Source organism: Streptomyces recifensis (genome assembly GCF_002154615.1).
In the GTDB taxonomy this organism is placed as follows: domain Bacteria; phylum Actinomycetota; class Actinomycetes; order Streptomycetales; family Streptomycetaceae; genus Streptomyces; species Streptomyces griseoluteus.
Genome location: NZ_MUNH01000304.1, coordinates 13,253 through 30,124, shown reverse-complemented (window position 1 = coordinate 30,124; position 16,872 = coordinate 13,253). Strand labels below are relative to the sequence as shown.

The 16,872-nt window shown below is 72.5% G+C and carries 13 protein-coding genes and 1 pseudogene; 7 read left to right on the top strand and 7 right to left on the bottom strand.

The window, feature by feature from the left end; genetic code table 11:
- From CCN33_RS17260 to CCN33_RS17250, 3 genes and pseudogenes are all read left to right on the top strand, one after another.
- Positions 1 to 201: pseudogene (locus tag CCN33_RS17260) on the top strand (LLM class F420-dependent oxidoreductase); the annotation flags it as partial.
- A gap of 94 nt (positions 202 to 295) precedes the next feature.
- Positions 296 to 1,786, top strand: a complete 1,491-nt coding sequence (locus tag CCN33_RS17255) for a 3' terminal RNA ribose 2'-O-methyltransferase Hen1 (RefSeq protein ID WP_086694488.1) — start codon at positions 296 to 298, stop codon at positions 1,784 to 1,786.
- Entirely contained in the window at positions 1,783 to 4,326 is a 2,544-nt protein-coding gene (locus CCN33_RS17250) for a polynucleotide kinase-phosphatase (RefSeq protein ID WP_086694487.1), read from the top strand. Before CCN33_RS17255 ends, CCN33_RS17250 begins: the two co-directional genes overlap by 4 nt.
- Positions 4,327 to 4,340: 14 nt before the next feature.
- On the opposite strand, the gene CCN33_RS17245 is transcribed toward CCN33_RS17250, so the two are convergent.
- Positions 4,341 to 5,231, bottom strand: a complete 891-nt coding sequence (locus CCN33_RS17245; RefSeq protein ID WP_086694486.1) for an NAD(+)/NADH kinase — start codon at positions 5,229 to 5,231, stop codon at positions 4,341 to 4,343.
- Entirely contained in the window at positions 5,228 to 6,316 is a 1,089-nt protein-coding gene (locus CCN33_RS17240) for an SPFH domain-containing protein (protein WP_086694485.1), read from the bottom strand. Before CCN33_RS17240 ends, CCN33_RS17245 begins: the two co-directional genes overlap by 4 nt.
- Positions 6,317 to 6,437: 121 nt before the next feature.
- Between CCN33_RS17240 and CCN33_RS17235 the strand changes: the two genes are divergently transcribed.
- The 3 genes from CCN33_RS17235 to CCN33_RS17225 all read left to right on the top strand — a co-directional run bounded on the left by CCN33_RS17235 (position 6,438) and on the right by CCN33_RS17225 (position 10,375).
- Complete coding sequence (locus CCN33_RS17235; protein WP_086694484.1) at positions 6,438 to 7,661, top strand: arginine deiminase; 1,224 nt, start codon at positions 6,438 to 6,440, stop codon at positions 7,659 to 7,661.
- A gap of 127 nt (positions 7,662 to 7,788) precedes the next feature.
- On the top strand, positions 7,789 to 8,817 hold the full coding sequence (gene argF / locus CCN33_RS17230; RefSeq protein ID WP_086694483.1) for an ornithine carbamoyltransferase: 1,029 nt from the start codon (positions 7,789 to 7,791) through the stop codon (positions 8,815 to 8,817).
- 112 nt (positions 8,818 to 8,929) lie between these two features.
- Complete coding sequence (locus tag CCN33_RS17225; protein WP_086694482.1) at positions 8,930 to 10,375, top strand: amino acid permease; 1,446 nt, start codon at positions 8,930 to 8,932, stop codon at positions 10,373 to 10,375.
- Here the strand turns inward: CCN33_RS17225 and CCN33_RS17220 are convergent.
- Both CCN33_RS17220 and CCN33_RS17215 read right to left on the bottom strand, forming a co-directional pair.
- On the bottom strand, positions 10,338 to 10,787 hold the full coding sequence (locus CCN33_RS17220; protein WP_030802895.1) for an ATP-binding protein: 450 nt from the start codon (positions 10,785 to 10,787) through the stop codon (positions 10,338 to 10,340). The two genes, CCN33_RS17225 and CCN33_RS17220, sit on opposite strands and share 38 nt — an antisense overlap.
- Positions 10,788 to 11,086: 299 nt before the next feature.
- On the bottom strand, positions 11,087 to 11,899 hold the full coding sequence (locus CCN33_RS17215) for a PaaX family transcriptional regulator (protein WP_086694481.1): 813 nt from the start codon (positions 11,897 to 11,899) through the stop codon (positions 11,087 to 11,089).
- Between the two features lie 176 nt (positions 11,900 to 12,075).
- Between CCN33_RS17215 and CCN33_RS17210 the strand changes: the two genes are divergently transcribed.
- Positions 12,076 to 12,501 carry a DUF6299 family protein gene (locus CCN33_RS17210; protein ID WP_086694480.1) on the top strand — a complete coding sequence of 142 codons (426 nt, stop codon included), beginning with the start codon at positions 12,076 to 12,078 and terminating at the stop codon, positions 12,499 to 12,501.
- 30 nt (positions 12,502 to 12,531) lie between these two features.
- On the opposite strand, the gene CCN33_RS17205 is transcribed toward CCN33_RS17210, so the two are convergent.
- The 3 genes from CCN33_RS17205 to CCN33_RS17195 all read right to left on the bottom strand — a co-directional run bounded on the left by CCN33_RS17205 (position 12,532) and on the right by CCN33_RS17195 (position 16,717).
- Positions 12,532 to 13,314 carry a hypothetical protein gene (locus CCN33_RS17205; RefSeq protein WP_086694479.1) on the bottom strand — a complete coding sequence of 261 codons (783 nt, stop codon included), beginning with the start codon at positions 13,312 to 13,314 and terminating at the stop codon, positions 12,532 to 12,534.
- 114 nt (positions 13,315 to 13,428) lie between these two features.
- Positions 13,429 to 14,400 carry an LLM class F420-dependent oxidoreductase gene (locus CCN33_RS17200; RefSeq protein WP_086694478.1) on the bottom strand — a complete coding sequence of 324 codons (972 nt, stop codon included), beginning with the start codon at positions 14,398 to 14,400 and terminating at the stop codon, positions 13,429 to 13,431.
- Positions 14,401 to 14,662: 262 nt separating this feature from the next.
- Complete coding sequence (locus CCN33_RS17195) at positions 14,663 to 16,717, bottom strand: phosphocholine-specific phospholipase C (protein WP_086694477.1); 2,055 nt, start codon at positions 16,715 to 16,717, stop codon at positions 14,663 to 14,665.
- Between the last annotated feature and the right edge of the window lie 155 nt (positions 16,718 to 16,872).

The following is a 16,872-nucleotide window of genomic DNA, read 5'->3' as shown; positions in this document are numbered from 1 at the left end:
GCCCGCCGCGCCGCCGTCATCGGCCGCGAGGTGGACGAGCTGAAGGCCAACGGCCTGGCCGGCACCCCGGCCGAGGTGGTCGAGAAGATCGGCCGATTCCAGGAGGTCGGCTCCCAGCGCGTCTACCTCCAGATGCTCGACCTCGACGACCTGGACCAGCTCGAGCTGATCTCCGCCGAGGTCATGCCCCAGCTCTCCTGAGCCCCGCCGCCGGGGCCCGCCAATCAGGAAGAGGCGGGCCCCGGCTCCGGAAAACCTGTGGTCAACGCTCCCCGAGGCCGCGAGACTCGGACATGTGTTCCTGACGATCTCCACACGCGGCACCGCCGCCACCCCCGCCACCGACCTCGGGTTCCTGCTGCACAAGAACCCGGGCAACGCGCAGACGTTCAGCACGTCCCACGGGACCGCGCACGTCTTCTACCCCGAGGCGGAGGTCGAGCGCTGCACGGCCGCGCTGCTCCTGGAGGTCGATCCCATCGCGCTGATCCGGCGCGGCAAGGGCAAGGGCCGCGGCGGCGCCCCCGACGCGGCCCTCGGCCAGTACGTGAACGACCGCCCTTACGCGGCCTCTTCACTCCTCGCCGTCGCGCTGAGCGCCGTCTTCTCCACCGCCCTGCGCGGGGTGTGCAAGGCGCGCCCGGAACGCGCCGCCGCCCCGCTGCCGCTGCGCATCGAGGTGCCCGCCGTCGCCGCGAAGGGCGGCCCGGACCTGGTGCGCGCCCTGTTCGCCCCGCTGGGCTGGGACGTCACCGCCGAACCGGTCGCGCTGGACCCGCAGTTCCCCGACTGGGGCGACTCCCGCTACGTCCGCCTGGTGCTGGAGTCGGAGCGGCTCACCCTGGCCGAGGCGCTGCGCCACCTCTACGTCCTGCTCCCGGTCCTGGACGACGCCAAGCACTACTGGGTCTCCCCGGACGAGGTCGACAAGCTGCTGCGTGCGGGTGAGGGCTGGCTCCCCGGCCACCCCGAGCACCGGCTGATCACCAACCGCTACCTCTCCCGCCGCTGGTCGCTGACCCGGCAGGCGATGGAGCGGCTGGAGCTGGTACGGCTGGCCGAGACCGACGACAGCGAGGTCGAGGACATCGACAACGCCGTCGAGGCGGAGACCGAGGCCGAGCCCCGGCCCACCCCGCTCGCGGTCCAGCGCCGGGAGGCCGTCCTCGCCGTGCTGCGCGAGACGGGCGCCGCCCGGGTGCTCGACCTCGGCTGCGGCGAGGGCCACCTCGTGCGGGAGCTGCTGCGGGACACCCGGTTCACCGGGATAACCGGCGTCGACGTGTCCGCGCGCGCCCTCGCCATCGCCGCCCGCCGCCTCAAGCTGGACCGCATGGGCGAACGGCAGGCGTCCCGCGTGCGGTTGCTCCAGGGCTCGCTCACCTACACCGACAAGCGGCTCACCGGCTACGACGCGGCCGTGCTCACCGAGGTGATCGAACACCTGGACCTGCCCCGGCTGCCCGCGCTGGAGTACGCCGTGTTCGGTGCGGCCCGCCCGCGAAACGTCCTGGTGACCACGCCGAACGTCGAGTACAACGTCCGCTGGGAGACCCTGCCCGCCGGGCACGCCCGGCACGGCGACCACCGCTTCGAGTGGACCCGCGCGGAGTTCGCCGCCTGGGCCGCCGCCGTCGCGGAACGGTACGGCTACACCGTCGAGTTGCGCCCGGTCGGCCCCGACGACTTCGAGGTAGGGCCGCCCACCCAGATGGCCGTCTTCCACCGCGACACCACCGAGCAGGACAAGACCGGGCAGGACAAGAAGGAGGCGAAGGCCGCATGAGCGGGACCACCACGGGACGGGCGCTGCCCGTCACCGACCTCTCTCTCGTCGTCCTCGTCGGCGCCACCGGCTCCGGCAAGTCGACCTTCGCCCGCAAGCACTTCGCGCCCACCGAGGTGATCTCCTCCGACTTCTGCCGGGGCCTGGTGGCCGACGACGAGAACGACCAGAGCGCGACCGGCGACGCCTTCGACGTCCTGCACTACATCGCGGGCAAGCGGCTCGCGGCGGGCCGCCGTACCGTGGTCGACGCCACCAGCGTCCAGCCGGACGCCCGGCGGCAGCTGGTCGAACTGGCCAAGAAGTACGACGTGCTGCCGATCGCCATCGTGCTGGACGTGCCCGAGGAGGTGTGCGCCGAGCGCAACGCGGCCCGCCCCGACCGCGCGGGCATGCCCCGCCGGGTCATCCAGCGGCACACCCGTGAACTCCGCCGCTCGCTCAGGCACTTGGAGCGCGAAGGCTTCCGCAAGGTGCATGTGCTGCGCGGGGTCACCGAGGTCGAGGGCGCCACGATCGTCACCGAGAAGCGGTACAACGACCTCACCCACCTCACCGGTCCCTTCGACATCATCGGCGACATCCACGGCTGCTCCGCCGAACTGGAGTCGCTGCTGGCCAAGTTGGGCTACCACGACGGAGTCCACCCCGAGAGCCGTACCGCCGTGTTCGTCGGTGACCTGGTCGACCGGGGTCCCGACAGCCCCGCCGTGCTGCGGCGCGTGATGGGCATGGTCGCGGCGGGGACCGCGCTGTGCGTGCCGGGAAACCACGAGAACAAGTTCGGCCGCTACCTCAAGGGCCGTACCGTCCAGCACACCCACGGCCTCGCCGAGACTGTGGCCCAGATGGAAGGTGAGAGCGAGGAGTTCCGGGACGAGGTGCGCCGCTTCGTCGACGGCCTGGTCAGCCACTACGTCCTCGACGGCGGCCGGCTCGTGGTCTGCCACGCCGGTCTGCCGGAGAAGTACCACGGCCGCACCTCCGGCCGGGTCCGCTCGCACGCCCTGTACGGCGAGACCACCGGCGAGACCGACGAGTTCGGCCTGCCCGTGCGCTACCCGTGGGCCGAGGACTACCGGGGCCGCGCGGCGGTGGTGTACGGCCACACCCCGGTACCGGAGGCCACCTGGCTCAACAACACGATCTGCCTCGACACGGGCGCCGTCTTCGGCGGCAAGCTGACCGCGCTGCGCTGGCCGGAACGCGAGATCGTGGACGTCCCCGCCGAGCGGACCTGGTACGAGCCGGTCCGGCCGCTGCGCGTCGACGCGCCCGGCGGCCAGGACGGACGGCCGCTGGACCTGGCCGACGTCACCGGCCGGGGCGGGGTCGAGACGCGGTACCTGGGCAGGGTCGCGGTGCGCGAGGAGAACGCGGCCGCCGCCCTGGAGGTGATGAGCCGCTTCGCCGTGGACCCCCGCCTGCTGCCGTATCTCCCGCCCACCATGGCGCCGACGCCGACCTCCCGCGAGGAGGGGTACCTGGAGCACCCGGCCGAGGCGTTCGCGCAGTACGCGCGGGACGGGGTCGGGCGGGTCGTGTGCGAGGAGAAGCACATGGGCTCGCGCGCCGTGGCCCTCGTGTGCCGGGACGCGGCGACCGCCGCCAAGCGGTTCGGCGTGGCGGAGGGGCCCACGGGTGCCCTCTACACCCGGACCGGGCGGCCGTTCTTCGACGACGGCGCGGTGACCGAGGAGATCCTGCGACGGCTCCGCGCGGCGGTCACCGAGGCGGACCTGTGGGAGCGGCTCGACACCGACTGGCTGCTGCTGGACGCCGAGTTGATGCCGTGGTCGCTGAAGTCGCAGGGCCTGCTGCGCCGCCAGTACGCCGCCGTGGGCGCCGCCTCCGGCGCCGTGTTCCCGCCCGCGCTCGCCGCGCTGGAGGCGGCCGGGGAGCGGGGCGCCGACGTGTCCGCGCTGCTGGACCGGCAGCGCGGACGGGCCGCCGACGCGGCCGCGTTCACCGACGCCTACCGCCGCTACTGCTGGACCACCGACGGCCTCGACGGTGTCCGCCTCGCCCCCTTCCAGGTGCTGGCGGTACGCGGCCGCAGCCTCGCCGCGCTCCCGCACGACGAGCAGCTCGCCCTGCTGGACCGGCTGGTGGAGCACGACGCGTCCGGCCTGCTCCAGACCACCCGGCGCCTGTACGTCGACACCGGCGACCCGGAGTCGGTCAGGGCGGGTATCGACTGGTGGCTGGAGATGACCGGCCGGGGCGGCGAGGGCATGGTCGTGAAGCCGCTCGGCGCGCTGGTCCGCGACGGACAGGGCCGGCCGGTGCAGCCGGGCGTCAAGTGCCGGGGACGCGAGTACCTGCGGATCATCTACGGACCCGAGTACACGCGCCCCGACAATCTGGCCAGGCTCCGGGGCCGGTTCCTCAACCACAAGCGGTCGCTGGCGCTCCGCGAGTACGCCCTCGGTCTGGAGGCCCTGGACCGTCTCGCCGACGGTGAGCCGCTGTGGCGGGTGCACGAGGCGGTGTTCGGCGTCCTCGCGCTGGAGTCGGAGCCGGTGGACCCGCGGCTGTAGGCGGGGCGGCGGCCTCAGCCCACCAGCCGCAGCCGCCGCCCGCACACCCCCACCCGCACCGTCTGGCCCCAGGTGAGCTGGAGCGCGTCGGACTCGATGCCGTCGCCGAAGGCGATCAGGCGGTCGGACTCCACGGTGAGCGTCAGGGCCGCCGAGGCGGTGAGGCCGCCCCCGACCAGGCTCGTCCCGGTGGCGGGGGACGGCCACGCCTCGCGGACGAACCACAGCAGCCGGGCCTCGGTCGGCGCCGGCAGGGGCAGGGTGCCGCCCCGCTCCTGCCACACCGACCGGAGCCAGCCGGTGGCTCCGGTCCCGGTGCCCACCAGGACCCCGGAGGAAGCCTGGGCCTCGACGACACCCCTGTCGCCGTCGAGACCCAGGCGGTACCGGGCGGTCTGGTGGCCCGGCGCGCCGAGGTAGATCTCGTTCAGCGCCACCAGCCGCTGCGTGTCGTCGGTGACCGCCTCGACCATGGTCAGTTCGTCCGCCGCGCCCCCGGCCGAGGCCAGCAGGGCGGCGGCGTCGCCCGGCCGGTGCCGTACCAGCACACCGGGGTTGCGTCCCGGATCGGCGTCGATGCCGATCACCGGCTGGCCGTCCAGGTACTTCGCGGCGTTCGCCACCAGCCCGTCCTGGCCCACGACCACGACCACGTCCTCGGGGGCGAACAGGAAGCGGTCCAGGTCGGCCCGCTCCAGCAGCGCCTGGCGCCAGTTCAGCGGCACGGCGGCGGTCACCTCGGCCAGGGCGCGGCGCGCGCGGCGGTGGCGCTCCGCGACCTCCTCGATGTCCCGGCCGCGCGAGGAGAGGAAGAACGCGGCCTGCCCGTGCGTACCGTGCCGGGCCACCAGCTCCTCGTACTCGGTGGTGCGGTGGACCAGTACGGCGCGCGGGGCGAGGCTCACCGCGCGCCGTCCGGCGTCTCGCCGGTCAGCCGGGCGAGCAGCCCGGTCAGTACGTCGGGGGAGAGGGTCACGCTGTCGATGCGCGGCAGGTTCTCCGCGAGCCGGGCGGCGGTGAGCGCCCGCAGCGCCTCGGCGCCGCCGACACCGGCCTCGGTGTGGACCCGCAGCCACGCCGCCCGTTCCTGGGCGCGTGCCTCGCCGGTCTCGCGGGCCGCCTCGGCCTGCGCGCGGGCGATCCGCACCGTCCGCTCGGCCTCCGCCTCGGCCAGCCGGGCGGTCCGCGTGGCCTCGGCCTCGGCCAGCTGCACCGACCGGGCCGCCTCCGCCCGGGCGCGCACGGCGTCGGCCGCGGCCTCCTCCTCCGCCTCGCGGCGGGCATTGGTGCCCCGCTGCTCCACCAGCCGTTCCTCGCGGCGGGCGAGCTCGATGCGGCTGGCCAGTTCGTTCTCCGCGATGGCGCGCTCCCGCTCGACCGCGACGGCCCGCCGTTCGTAGGTCGCGCGGTCGGCCTCCTGCTGGATCTGCTCGCGGGCCGGGGTGCGCAGGGCCCGCTCCACCTCCGGCTCGGGGCGCAGTGCCATCACGCGCACCGCGACCACCTCGATGCCGGTGGCGGGCAGCCTGGGCTCGGCGCCCAGTCCCGCCGCGACCCGTTCGCGCACCGCCGCCGCGCCGTCCACCAGCGCCACCGCCAGGGGCGTACGGGCCAGCACGTCCAGCGCGTGCTGCTGGGCGGTCTCGGTGAGCAGGGTGCCGAGCTGCTCCAGCGGGGCGCCGCGCCACACGCCGGTGTCCGGGTCGATGGAGAAGTCCAGGCGGGCGGCGGCGGTGGCCGGGTCCGCGATCCGGTAGGTCACCGTCGCGCTGACCGCCACGTCCTGGAAGTCGTGGGTGCGGGCGTGGAAGGTCATCGCCAGTTCCCGGTCGTCCACCGGCACCTCGGACAGCGCGGCGGTCAGCGGCCGGAACCAGAAGCTGAGCCCGGGCCCGTCGTGCACCAGCGTGCCGGAGCGGTGGTGCCGGATGTGTGCCGTGGGCACACCGCGCAGGTGGCGCCGGCCGAGGCGCCGGGTGATGTCGGCCATGGGAACCCCTTACTTCTCGTCACCAGGACGATAAACGGGACGGCCGATTCTCGTCAACAGGACGAAAAGAGGGAGTGCCGAGGGAAGAGTGAACGCGCCCCCCGGCGGCCAGGATGAAGGCATGGCATTCCACGTCGACTCCGAGGCCGGGCGGCTGCGCCGGGTGATCCTGCACAGACCGGACCTCGAACTCAAGCGCCTCACTCCCAGCAACAAGGACGCCCTGCTCTTCGACGACGTGCTGTGGGTGCGCCGGGCGCGCGCCGAGCACGACGGCTTCGCCGACGTCCTGCGCGACCGCGGAGTCGAGGTGCACCTCTTCGGCGACCTGCTCACCGAGACCCTCGCCGTCCCGGAGGCCCGCGCCCTGGTGCTGGACCGCGTCTTCGACGAGAAGGAGTACGGCCCCCTCGCCACCGACCATCTGCGCACCGCCTTCGACGCGATGGCCCCCGGCGAGCTGGCCGAGGCGCTGGTCGGCGGCATGACCAAGCGGGAGTTCCTGGCCGGCCACCCCGAGCCGGCCTCCGTCCGCTTCCACGTCATGGAGCTGGACGACTTCCTGCTCGGCCCCCTGCCCAACCACCTCTTCACCCGCGACACCTCGGCATGGATCTACGACGGCGTCTCCATCAACGCCATGCGCTGGCCGGCCCGGCAGCGCGAGACCGTGCACTTCGAGGCGATCTACCGGCACCACCCCCTCTTCAGGAAGGAGGGCTTCAACATCTGGTCGCGCGGCCAGGCCGACTACCCCTCCACCATCGAGGGCGGCGACGTGCTGGTGATCGGCAACGGCGCCGTACTGATCGGCATGAGCGAGCGCACCACCCCGCAGGCGGTCGAGATGCTCGCGCACAAGCTGTTCGCGGCCGGCTCCGCGCAGACCATCGTGGCGCTGGACATGCCCAAGCGGCGCGCCTTCATGCACCTCGACACCGTGATGACCATGGTCGACGGCGACACCTTCACCCAGTACGCCGGGCTCGGCATGCTGCGCTCGTACACCATCGAGCCTGGTGTCGGCGAGCGCGAACTGAAGGTCACCGACCATCCCCCGGAGCACATGCACCGGGCCATCGCCGCCGCCCTGGGCCTCGGTGAGATCCGGGTGCTCACCGCCACCCAGGACGTGCACGCCGCCGAGCGCGAGCAGTGGGACGACGGCTGCAACGTCCTCGCCGTCGAGCCGGGAGTCGTGGTCGCCTACGAGCGGAACGCCACCACCAACACCCATCTGCGCAAGCAGGGCATCGAGGTCATAGAGATCCCGGGCAGCGAGCTGGGGCGGGGGAGGGGCGGACCGCGCTGTATGAGCTGCCCGGTCGAGCGGGACCCGGTGTGAAAGAAGCCGCCCCACGAGCCGGGTGCCGTGTGAATCCGCGCATAGTCATGCCGCCCTCCGAATAGAAATGCCGAGGCTCGTATAGAATTACCGGAGTCAGTGCACCGCGTACCCCTGGAGCGCCCCCATGGCGACAGTCCCGACCGCCCTCACCGGCCGCCACTTCCTCAAGGAGCTGGACTTCACGGCCGAGGAGTTCCGCGGGCTGCTCGCGCTGGCCGCCGAGCTGAAGGCGGCCAAGCGGGCCAAGGCCGAGACGCGGTACCTGACCGGCCGCAACATCGCCCTGATCTTCGAGAAGACCTCGACCCGCACCCGCTGCGCGTTCGAGGTCGCCGCGGCCGACCAGGGCGCCCACACCACCTACCTCGACCCGGCCGGCTCCCAGATCGGGCACAAGGAGTCCGTCAAGGACACCGCCCGCGTGCTGGGCCGGATGTACGACGCCATCGAGTACCGGGGGCACGGCCAGGGCGTCGTCGAGGAACTGGCCGCGTACGCGGGCGTCCCCGTCTACAACGGCCTCACCGACGAGTGGCACCCCACCCAGATGCTCGCCGACCTGCTCACCATGACCGAGCACTGCGACAAGCCGCTGGAGAGCGTCACCTTCGCCTACCTCGGCGACGCCCGGTACAACATGGGCAACTCCTACCTGGTCACCGGCGCGCTGCTCGGCATGGACGTCCGCATCGTCGCCCCCCGGCTGCTCTGGCCCGACGAGACCATCGTCGCGCTGGCCCGCCGGCTCGCCGACGCCTCCGGCGCCCGCCTCACCCTCACCGAGGATGTGAAGGAGGGCGTGCGCGGCGCCGACTTCGTCGCCACCGACGTCTGGGTGTCCATGGGCGAGCCCCAGCAGGTCTGGGACGAACGCATCGGCCTGCTCGGCCCGTACGCGGTGACCATGGACGTCCTGCGCGCCACCGGCAACCCCGACGTGCGCTTCCTGCACTGCCTGCCCGCCTTCCACGACCTCGGCACCAAGGTCGGCCGCGAGATCCACGAACGCTACGGACTGACCGAGCTGGAAGTCAGCGACGAGGTCTTCGAGTCCGAGCACTCGGTGGTCTTCGACGAGGCGGAGAACCGGATGCACACGATCAAGGCCGTGCTCGTCGCCACCCTCGGGGATACGTCACAAAGCCTTGCGTGACCCGCCTCACCTGGCCTTATCCTGACCGACGGCCTGGCCCCCACCCCTCGTGCCGCGCCGACGCAGCGGCCTGACCCGGCCGTCCGCACCACCAGAAACGAGCACCACCCGCATGCCCGCTCCCCGCATCAAGTCCCCGCATCTGCTCGTCGCCGAATCCGGCGCCGACCGCGAGGGCCACGGTCTGAAGCGCACCATGGGCCTCTTCCAGCTCATCTGCTTCGGTGTCGGCGCCATCGTCGGTACCGGCATCTTCGTCGGCCTCTCCGACTCCGTCGCGCAGGCCGGACCCGCCGTGGTCGTCTCCTTCATCCTCGCGGCGATCACCTGTGTGTTCACCGCCTTCTCCTTCGCGGAGCTGGGCGGCGCGATACCGGTCTCCGGCTCCTCGTACTCCTTCGCCTACGCCGGTCTCGGCGAGTCCACCGCCTTCCTGGTCGGCTGGTGCCTGCTGCTGGAGTACGGCATCTCCATCTCGGCCGTCGCGGTCGGCTGGAGCCAGTACGTCAACGAACTCCTGCACAGCCTCACCGGCCGGCAGCTCCCCGACGCGCTGTCCGCCGGACCCGGTGACGGCGGTGTGGTGAACCTGCCCGCGGTGATCGTCATCGCCATGGCCGCCGTGCTGCTGGTGCGCGGTGTGCGCGAGAGCGCGCGGGCCACCGCCGCGATGGCCGCCGTGAAGCTCGTCATCCTGCTCGCGTTCTGCGCCATCGGCTACAGCGCGTTCAAGGACGGCAACCTCACCCCGTTCTCCCCGGCGGGCCTGGGCGGCATCGGCGCGGGCACCACCGCGGCCTTCTTCTCGTACATCGGCTTCGACGCGATCACCACGGCCGGTGAGGAGGCGAAGAACCCGCGCCGGGACATCCCGGTGGCGATCCTCGTCTGCATGGGCCTGGTCACCCTGCTGTACTGCGCCGTCGCGGTCGCCGCGATCGGTGCCATCGGCGCCCACCAGGTCGGCGGCCGCCCCGCCGCGCTGTCGTACGTGGTCAACACGGTCACCGGCTCCACCATCGGCGGCGGTGTCATCGCCTTCGGCGCGGTCGTCGCCATCGCCTCCGTCGTGCTCGCCGTGATGTACGGCCAGACCCGCATCCTGCTGTCGATGTCCCGCGACGGACTGATCCCCCGCGTCTTCGAGAAGGTCTCCCCGAAGACCTCCACGCCGGTGGCGGGCACGCTCATCGTCGCGGTCGTCTTCGCCGTCCCCGCGGCCTTCGCCTCGCTCGACTCCGTGATGAACCTCTGCACCATCGGCACGCTCGCCATCATGGCGGTCGTCAACATCGCGGTGATGGCCCTGCGCCGCCGCGAGCCCGGCCTGGGGCGCAGCTTCCGGGTGCCCCTGTACCCCGTCGCCCCGCTGCTCGGCATCGCCTTCTGCCTCTACCTGATGTACGAGACGGGCTGGCAGACCTGGGTGCAGTTCGCGGTCTTCCTCGCGGTGGGCCTCGGCGTGTACCACGCCTACGGCCGCCGGCACTCCACGCTGGGCCGCGCCGAGGCGGCCGGGGTCACGCCGAACGCTGAGCGGGAACGACAGGCAGTCTGAACCACACCGCCTTGCCCGACGAGGTCGGGCGGTGACCACAGGACGAACTGAGGGCGCGGATCAGCAACAGGCCGCGCCCTCCCTCCTGCCAGGGGTCGGGCTCCTCGATCACCGGACGGGTGAGATGGCCGGGCGGCTCCGGGTCGGGGTCGTGCACCTCGACCTGGCATCCGGTCGGCCGCAGCTCCACCACCAGCTCGATCGGACCGCTGCCCGCGGTGTGCTCCACCGCGTTCGCCACCAGCTCGGCGGTCAGCAGCTCCGCCGTGTCGCAGTCGGCCATGTGCTCCACCTCGGCCAGGGCCGACCGCACCAGGGCACGCGCCACCGGCACCGCCGCGGCGGTGTGCGGCAGCGCGATGCGCCAGGAGGCCGATTCGGTGGGGCGTTCGTGCACGGCGAGTCCGTTCATGGAGCAGGCTGTCCTGCCTTCGACTGTAGGAAATGGTACGGGTCCGGCCATCGAAACCTTCGGCGGGCGGTGGCCGGAACCATAGGGCCCGATACCCGTCCGCACGTCGCGCCGAACGCCCCACCACCCCCTCCCGTAGCTGCTGTTACGTCCCTGTCGATCACCGATGACACCGGTGACGGGACGGTCGCACGCGCCGGGCCGTGATCCCCGCCGAGTGACCACAGTCACAGCCCGAGGGTGCTCGTCTCAGCCGTTGCGGTGCCACGGAGCGAGCGGCCGGTCACCGGCCGCCGTGCTCACAGCCCGACGAAGGCCGCGCCCGCGTCCCGCAGTCGCTCGTGCAGTGCCCGGAACACCCGCGCCGAGCGCGCCCCCGGCCAGTCGGCGGGCAGCAGCCGGGCCGGCAGGCCGGGGTCGGCGCCGGGCAGCCGGCGCCAGGAGTCCAGGGCCAGCAGATAGTCCCGGTAGGCGTCCTCGGCCGGGGTGTCCGGCCGGTCCTCCCAGGCGCGCAGCACCGGCGCGTGCGCCGCGAGGAACCGCTCGTGCTCCGCGGCGATGGCCGGCAGGTCCCACCAGCGGCCGACCGCCTCGACGGTCGGGGCGAACCCCAGATGATCGCCCCGGAAGAGATCCACATAGGCGTCCAGACCCAGCCGGCCCAGCGTGTGCCGGGCCTCCTCGTGCAGCCGGGCCGGGGCTATCCACACCCCCGGCGCGGCCGCGCCGAAGCCGAGCGCGGCCAGCCGGGAACGCAGCACATGCCGCTTCTGCCGCTCCGACTCGGGCACCGAGAACACCGCGAGCACCCACCCCGCGTCCTCGGCGGGCCCGACGGCGTGGATACGGCGGTCGTCGGCACTCAGTAACCGGTGCGCCTCCGCCGACAGCTCGTACCCCGCGGCGCCCTGGGCCGTGCGGGCCGGCAGCAGCAGGCCGCGCCGCTTGAGCCGGGACACCGAGGAGCGCACCGAGGGCGCGTCCACCCCGACCGCGGCCAGCAGCCGGATCAGCTCGGCGACGGGCACCGGGCCCGGTACGGAGCGCCCGTAGGCGCCGTACAGCGTGACGATGAGGGACCTGGGGGCGTGCTGCTCGGACACGTTGATCATTTTAGGTCTTCGGCATACCTGCTGGTCACCATCGGTGCGCGGGCCCGGCGAGGGGGACACGGGGACGACTGCGCCCGGCCCATTGACGCGCCACCGATGGGGTGACGGTCGCGTGCCGCGCGGGGCGTCGCCGGTACCTGTGGGGGCCCCACCCACCCCACACCGGGAGGCCTCCGATGCCCGTACGTCCCGTCCTCACCGCCACGCTCGGTGGCGCCGCCCTGCTGTGCGCCCTCGCCGCCCCGGTCGGCGCGGCCCCCGGAGAGAGCGTCACCGTCGACTCCACCGCCCGCCTCGCGGCCGACGGCACCGTCACGCTCTCCGGCACCTACCGCTGCCTGCCCGGCACCGGGCCGGTCTTCGTCAGCTCCTCCGTCAGCCAGGCCGACCCGCGCGTCCGGCACGGCATCGGAGGAAGCGCCGCCCGCTGCGACGGCGTCGAGCACCGGTGGGAGAACTCCGGGAAGGTCTCCTCGGAGACGCTGAAGGCGGGTGCCGCGCACGTCCAGGCCAATGTCATGGAGCTGCGCCCCAGCGGGCTGGTGCCGCTGCCCGTGTTCCACGCCGGCCAGGACCGGGACATCACGCTCGTCCGGAGCTGACCCCTCCGCCCGAGCCGGCGGCGGTGCCCCTCATGGCGGAGGCATCCGCCCGGTGTGCCGCCGCCACTCCAGCCGGGCCGCCTCCAGCTCCGCGCGGGCCTCGGCCAGGCGGGGACTGTCCTTGTGGCGGGCCTGGATCTCGGCGTGCCGTTCGCGGGCCCGGTCCACCGCCTCGGTGTCCTGCTCCAGCAGCTCGCGGTCGCGCTGGGCCTGCTTCAATTGCTCCGGCAGGGTGGCGCGGAAGGCGTTCTCCCTGGCCACAGCGCGCTGCACCGCGTCGGCGAAGTCCCGCACCCGGTCCTCGGTGAACCCCTTCGCCTCCTCGCCCTCGCCGGTGCGGCGCGGGTAGTTGGTCCGCTCGGGGGTGCCGTCGGCCTCCAGGACGTAGAGGTAGTAGGCGCTGTCGCCGGGTTCGAACCTGACCCGGAGCCCCGCCAGTTGCAGGGTGAGCGCGGCCCCGGTCGGTGGCTGTTTCACCAACGTGTGTTCGTACAGGGTCAGTTCGCCCAGGGCGCCGAGCCGCTTGCCGCGGCCGGGCTTCTCCAGCCCGGCGACCCGTTGCCCGGCAGCGCGCAGGTCCCGCTCCCGGTTCTGCTCGGCCAGCGCCAACGCGGCCCGTGCGGCGGACTCCTCCGAGCGCGCGATCTCCTCCAGGCTGCGCACGTTCGCCCGCGCCTGGGCCAGCGGGCGCCGGTCCTCGGCATGCCTCGGCAGGAGCGCAAGGGCGAGGCTGCCCGGGAACTTCCGGGCCCGCACGTGCACCGCCCAGCCGGCCAGCGCCGCCGCGAACAGCACTGCGATCACGTACGCCATGCGCCCCCCAAAGGCTGCCGCCACCGTCCGCTGCCTGTTACTGCTCAGCGGACGCTGACGGCAAACTGCCCCGGGGCGCCGAGGGGTTGTGCGCCGTAGGGATCGAGCCGCCGCTCAGTGGAAGGCGTCGCGCAGCGCCGGCAGCAGCGTCTTCTCCGACCAGTCGATGAAGGCCGGCTGGGTCGGGCCGCCGATCTGGACCAGGGCCACCTCGCTGAACCCGGCGTCCACATAGGGCCGTACGGCTTCCACGAAGGCCTCCGGGTCGTTACCGCACGGGATGGCGGAGGCCACGTCGTCCTCGGTGACGAACTGGGTCGCGGAGTCGAAGGAATCGGGGTGCGGCAGCTCGGAGTTGACCTTCCAGCCCAGGCCGAACCAGCGGAACTGGTCGTGCGCGCGGCGGATCGCGGCGTCCCGGTCGGGGTCGAAGCTGACCGGGAGCTGGCCCACGCTGGGCCTGCCGGTGCCGCCGTGCCGCTCGAACGACTCCAGCAGATCCTTCTTCGGCTCGGTGGCGATGACCAGGTCCGCGAAATGCCCGGCCAGCGCGCAGGACTGCTCGCCCGAGATGGCGATGCCGATGGGCGGCGGCGGCTCGGGCACGTCCCACAACTTGGCCGACTCCACGTCGTAGTGCTTGCCGTGGTAGGTGACGTGACCCCCCTCGAACAGCGCGTGGATGATCTCCACCGCCTCTTCCAGCATCTCGTGCCGCACGTCCACCGCGGGCCAGCCCTGGCCAACCACATGCTCGTTGAGGTTCTCCCCGGAGCCCAGCCCGAGCCGGAAGCGGCCCTCGGACAGCAGTTGCAGGGTCGCCGCCTTCTGCGCCACCACCGCCGGGTGATAGCGGAAGGTCGGACAGGTCACATAGGTCATCAGCGGTATCCGCGACGTGGCCTGCGCGGCCGCGCCGAGCACGCTCCACGCGTACGGGGCGTGGCCCTGCGAGCGCAGCCAGGGGAAGTAGTGGTCCGACGTCACGGAGAAGTCGAACCCCGCCTCCTCGGCGCGCACGACATGCTCGACCAGCTCACGGGGCCCGGCCTGCTCGGTCATCATCGTGTATCCGATTCGCACCATGAGCCACGAGTCCCCCTTCTGACGAGGCGAAAACAGCCGGTGCCCGCCCCCGGCAGTTTTCGCCTCGCGCTCACTCCGCGGAGGCACGTCCAGGGTCTCCGCGCCGCCGCCTCCGGTCACCACACCGGGTGCGTCCACCGGGATGCCCGGGAGTGGGCGTGCGGTGGTCCGTACGCCGGGTATCCAGGAGCCCGCCACCCACACCCCGCAGGCTGTCGCGCGCACCCTGGCCGGGGACGCGGGCCGGTAGCCCCTACCGCCATCACACCGTGGCGGTCGCCGGGTCGCTCGTGCTGGGCGCGCCCGTCTCGACGTGCCCGGCGAAGCGCCGCACGAAGGCGGAGTCGCCGCTCGCGGTGACCGTGACGTCGTACCAGCGGTTCCCGGCGGTCACCCCCCAGCCCTTGACGACGCGGGAGGCGCCGGGCTGCACGGTGTACGTGTAGTGCTGGGCCGGAGCGTAGGCGTCGGTGGCGGTGAAGGTCACGGCGCTGGCGCCCGCGTTGGTGAAGGTCAGGGTGACCTGCCCGGCGGAGTTGTCGTGCCGGGCGGTGACCTCGGGGCCGACGGCGGAGTTGGTCCCCGCCTGGCGGCGCAGGAAGCCGTTGGGGCCGTACACGGAGAAGTCGTAGCGGCTGCCCGGCAGCGCCCAGCTGTCGGTCAGGCTCTTGCCCGCCTCCACGGTGTACGGCCAGGGACCGTCGGTGCGGGTGGCCGAGGTGACATGGAAGGCTGCCCCGGCGGCACCGAGCGCGGCGAAGGTGAACTGCATCCGGCCGCCGACCGCCTTGGTGTCCACGGCCAGGTCGTACGGCAGCGCCCGCGCGCTCCGCGTGCCGCGCTCCTGCTTGGGCAGCGTGCCGGCCGCCGGGGGCTTGGGCACGTAGTTGCCCGGGTTGGAGTGGTCCGGCGGCCGGTACCCGCTGGTGTCGGGCAGGCCGGGCGCGGCGGTGTTGCCGCGGGAGAAGTCGCAGGCCGAGGTGAGATCCCCGCACACCGCGCGCCGCCACGGCGAGACATGGGGGTTGCGCACCCCGAACCGCTTCTCGATGAACTGCACGATCGAGGTGTGGTCGAAGGTCTGCGAACAGACCCAACCCCCGGTGCTCCAGGGCGAGATGACAAGCATGGGTACGCGCGGACCGAGCCCGTACGGCCCGGCCGCGTACCCGGCCGAGCCGCCGTACAGCTCCTTCGTGACATCGGCGGTGGACAGCCCGCGCGCGGCGGAGGCGGGCGGGAAGGGCGGTACGACGTGGTCGAAGAAACCGTCGTTCTCGTCGTAGGTCAGCAGCAGGACGGTGCGGCTCCAGACGTCCGGGTTGGAGGTGAGCGCGTCCAGGACCTGCGAGATGTACCAGGCACCGTAATTGGCGGGCCAGTTGGGGTGCTCGCTGAAGGCCTCGGGGGCGGCGATCCAGGAGACCTGGGGGAGGGTGCCGGCGGCCACGTCGGCGCGCAGACGGTCGAAGTAACCGTCGCCGCCGGCCGCCCTGGTGCCGGTGCGGGCCCGGTCGTAGAGCGGGTCACCGGGCTTGGCGTCGCGGTACTGGTTGAAGAACAGCAGGGAGTTGTCTCCGTAGTTGCCGATGAACGCGTCACCGGTCCACCCCCACCCGCCGGCCGCGTCCAGCCCGGTGCCGGTGTCCTGGTACACCTTCCAGGAGACGCCCGCCTGCTGGAGTATCTCCGGGAACGTGGTCCACGAATACCCGGCCTCCTCATTCCCGAGCACCGGCCCGCCGCCCTTGCCGTCGTTCCCCGAATAACCGGTGTACATGTAGTAACGGTTCGGATCGGTGGAACTCAGCATCGAGCAGTGGTACGCGTCGCACACCGTGAACGCGTCCGCGAGCGCGTAATGGTACGGAATGTCCGCGCGTGTCAGGTAGGCCATCGTCGTCGTGGACTTGGCGGGAATCCACTTGTCGTAGTGCCCTCCATTGAACGCCGCGTGCGTCCCCGCCCAGCTGTGGTCCAGATCCTGGATGAACTGCATCCCGAGCCGATCGGCGTCCGGCCGGAACGGCAACGTCTCCCGCCCCGATCCGTCGACCTGGTGAAACACACTCTTCCCCGACGGGAGGGCGACCGGCCGCGCGTCCCCGAACCCCCGCACCCCTCGCAACGTGCCGAAGTAATGGTCGAACGACCGGTTCTCCTGCATCAGCACGACGACATGCTCCACGTCGGCGAGCGTCCCCGTCCCCGCCACGGGCGCGATGGCCGCGGCCCGCGCGATCCCGTCGGACAACTGCGTGGCGGCCGCGCTGCCCGCGGCAATCTGCAAAAACCTACGACGACTGACATCGGGCACGGAATATTCTCCTCGAATTCATGCATCGTTTCCGGGCGGATATTTTTGCGAATTGCCGCGAGAGCTGAACAGTGCAGCGCAGCCCGTCTTGTCTTGTCAATAAGTGCGCCGGAATTCACAGCCCGGGAGCCGACACGTCGTCGGCGAGGCCCAGC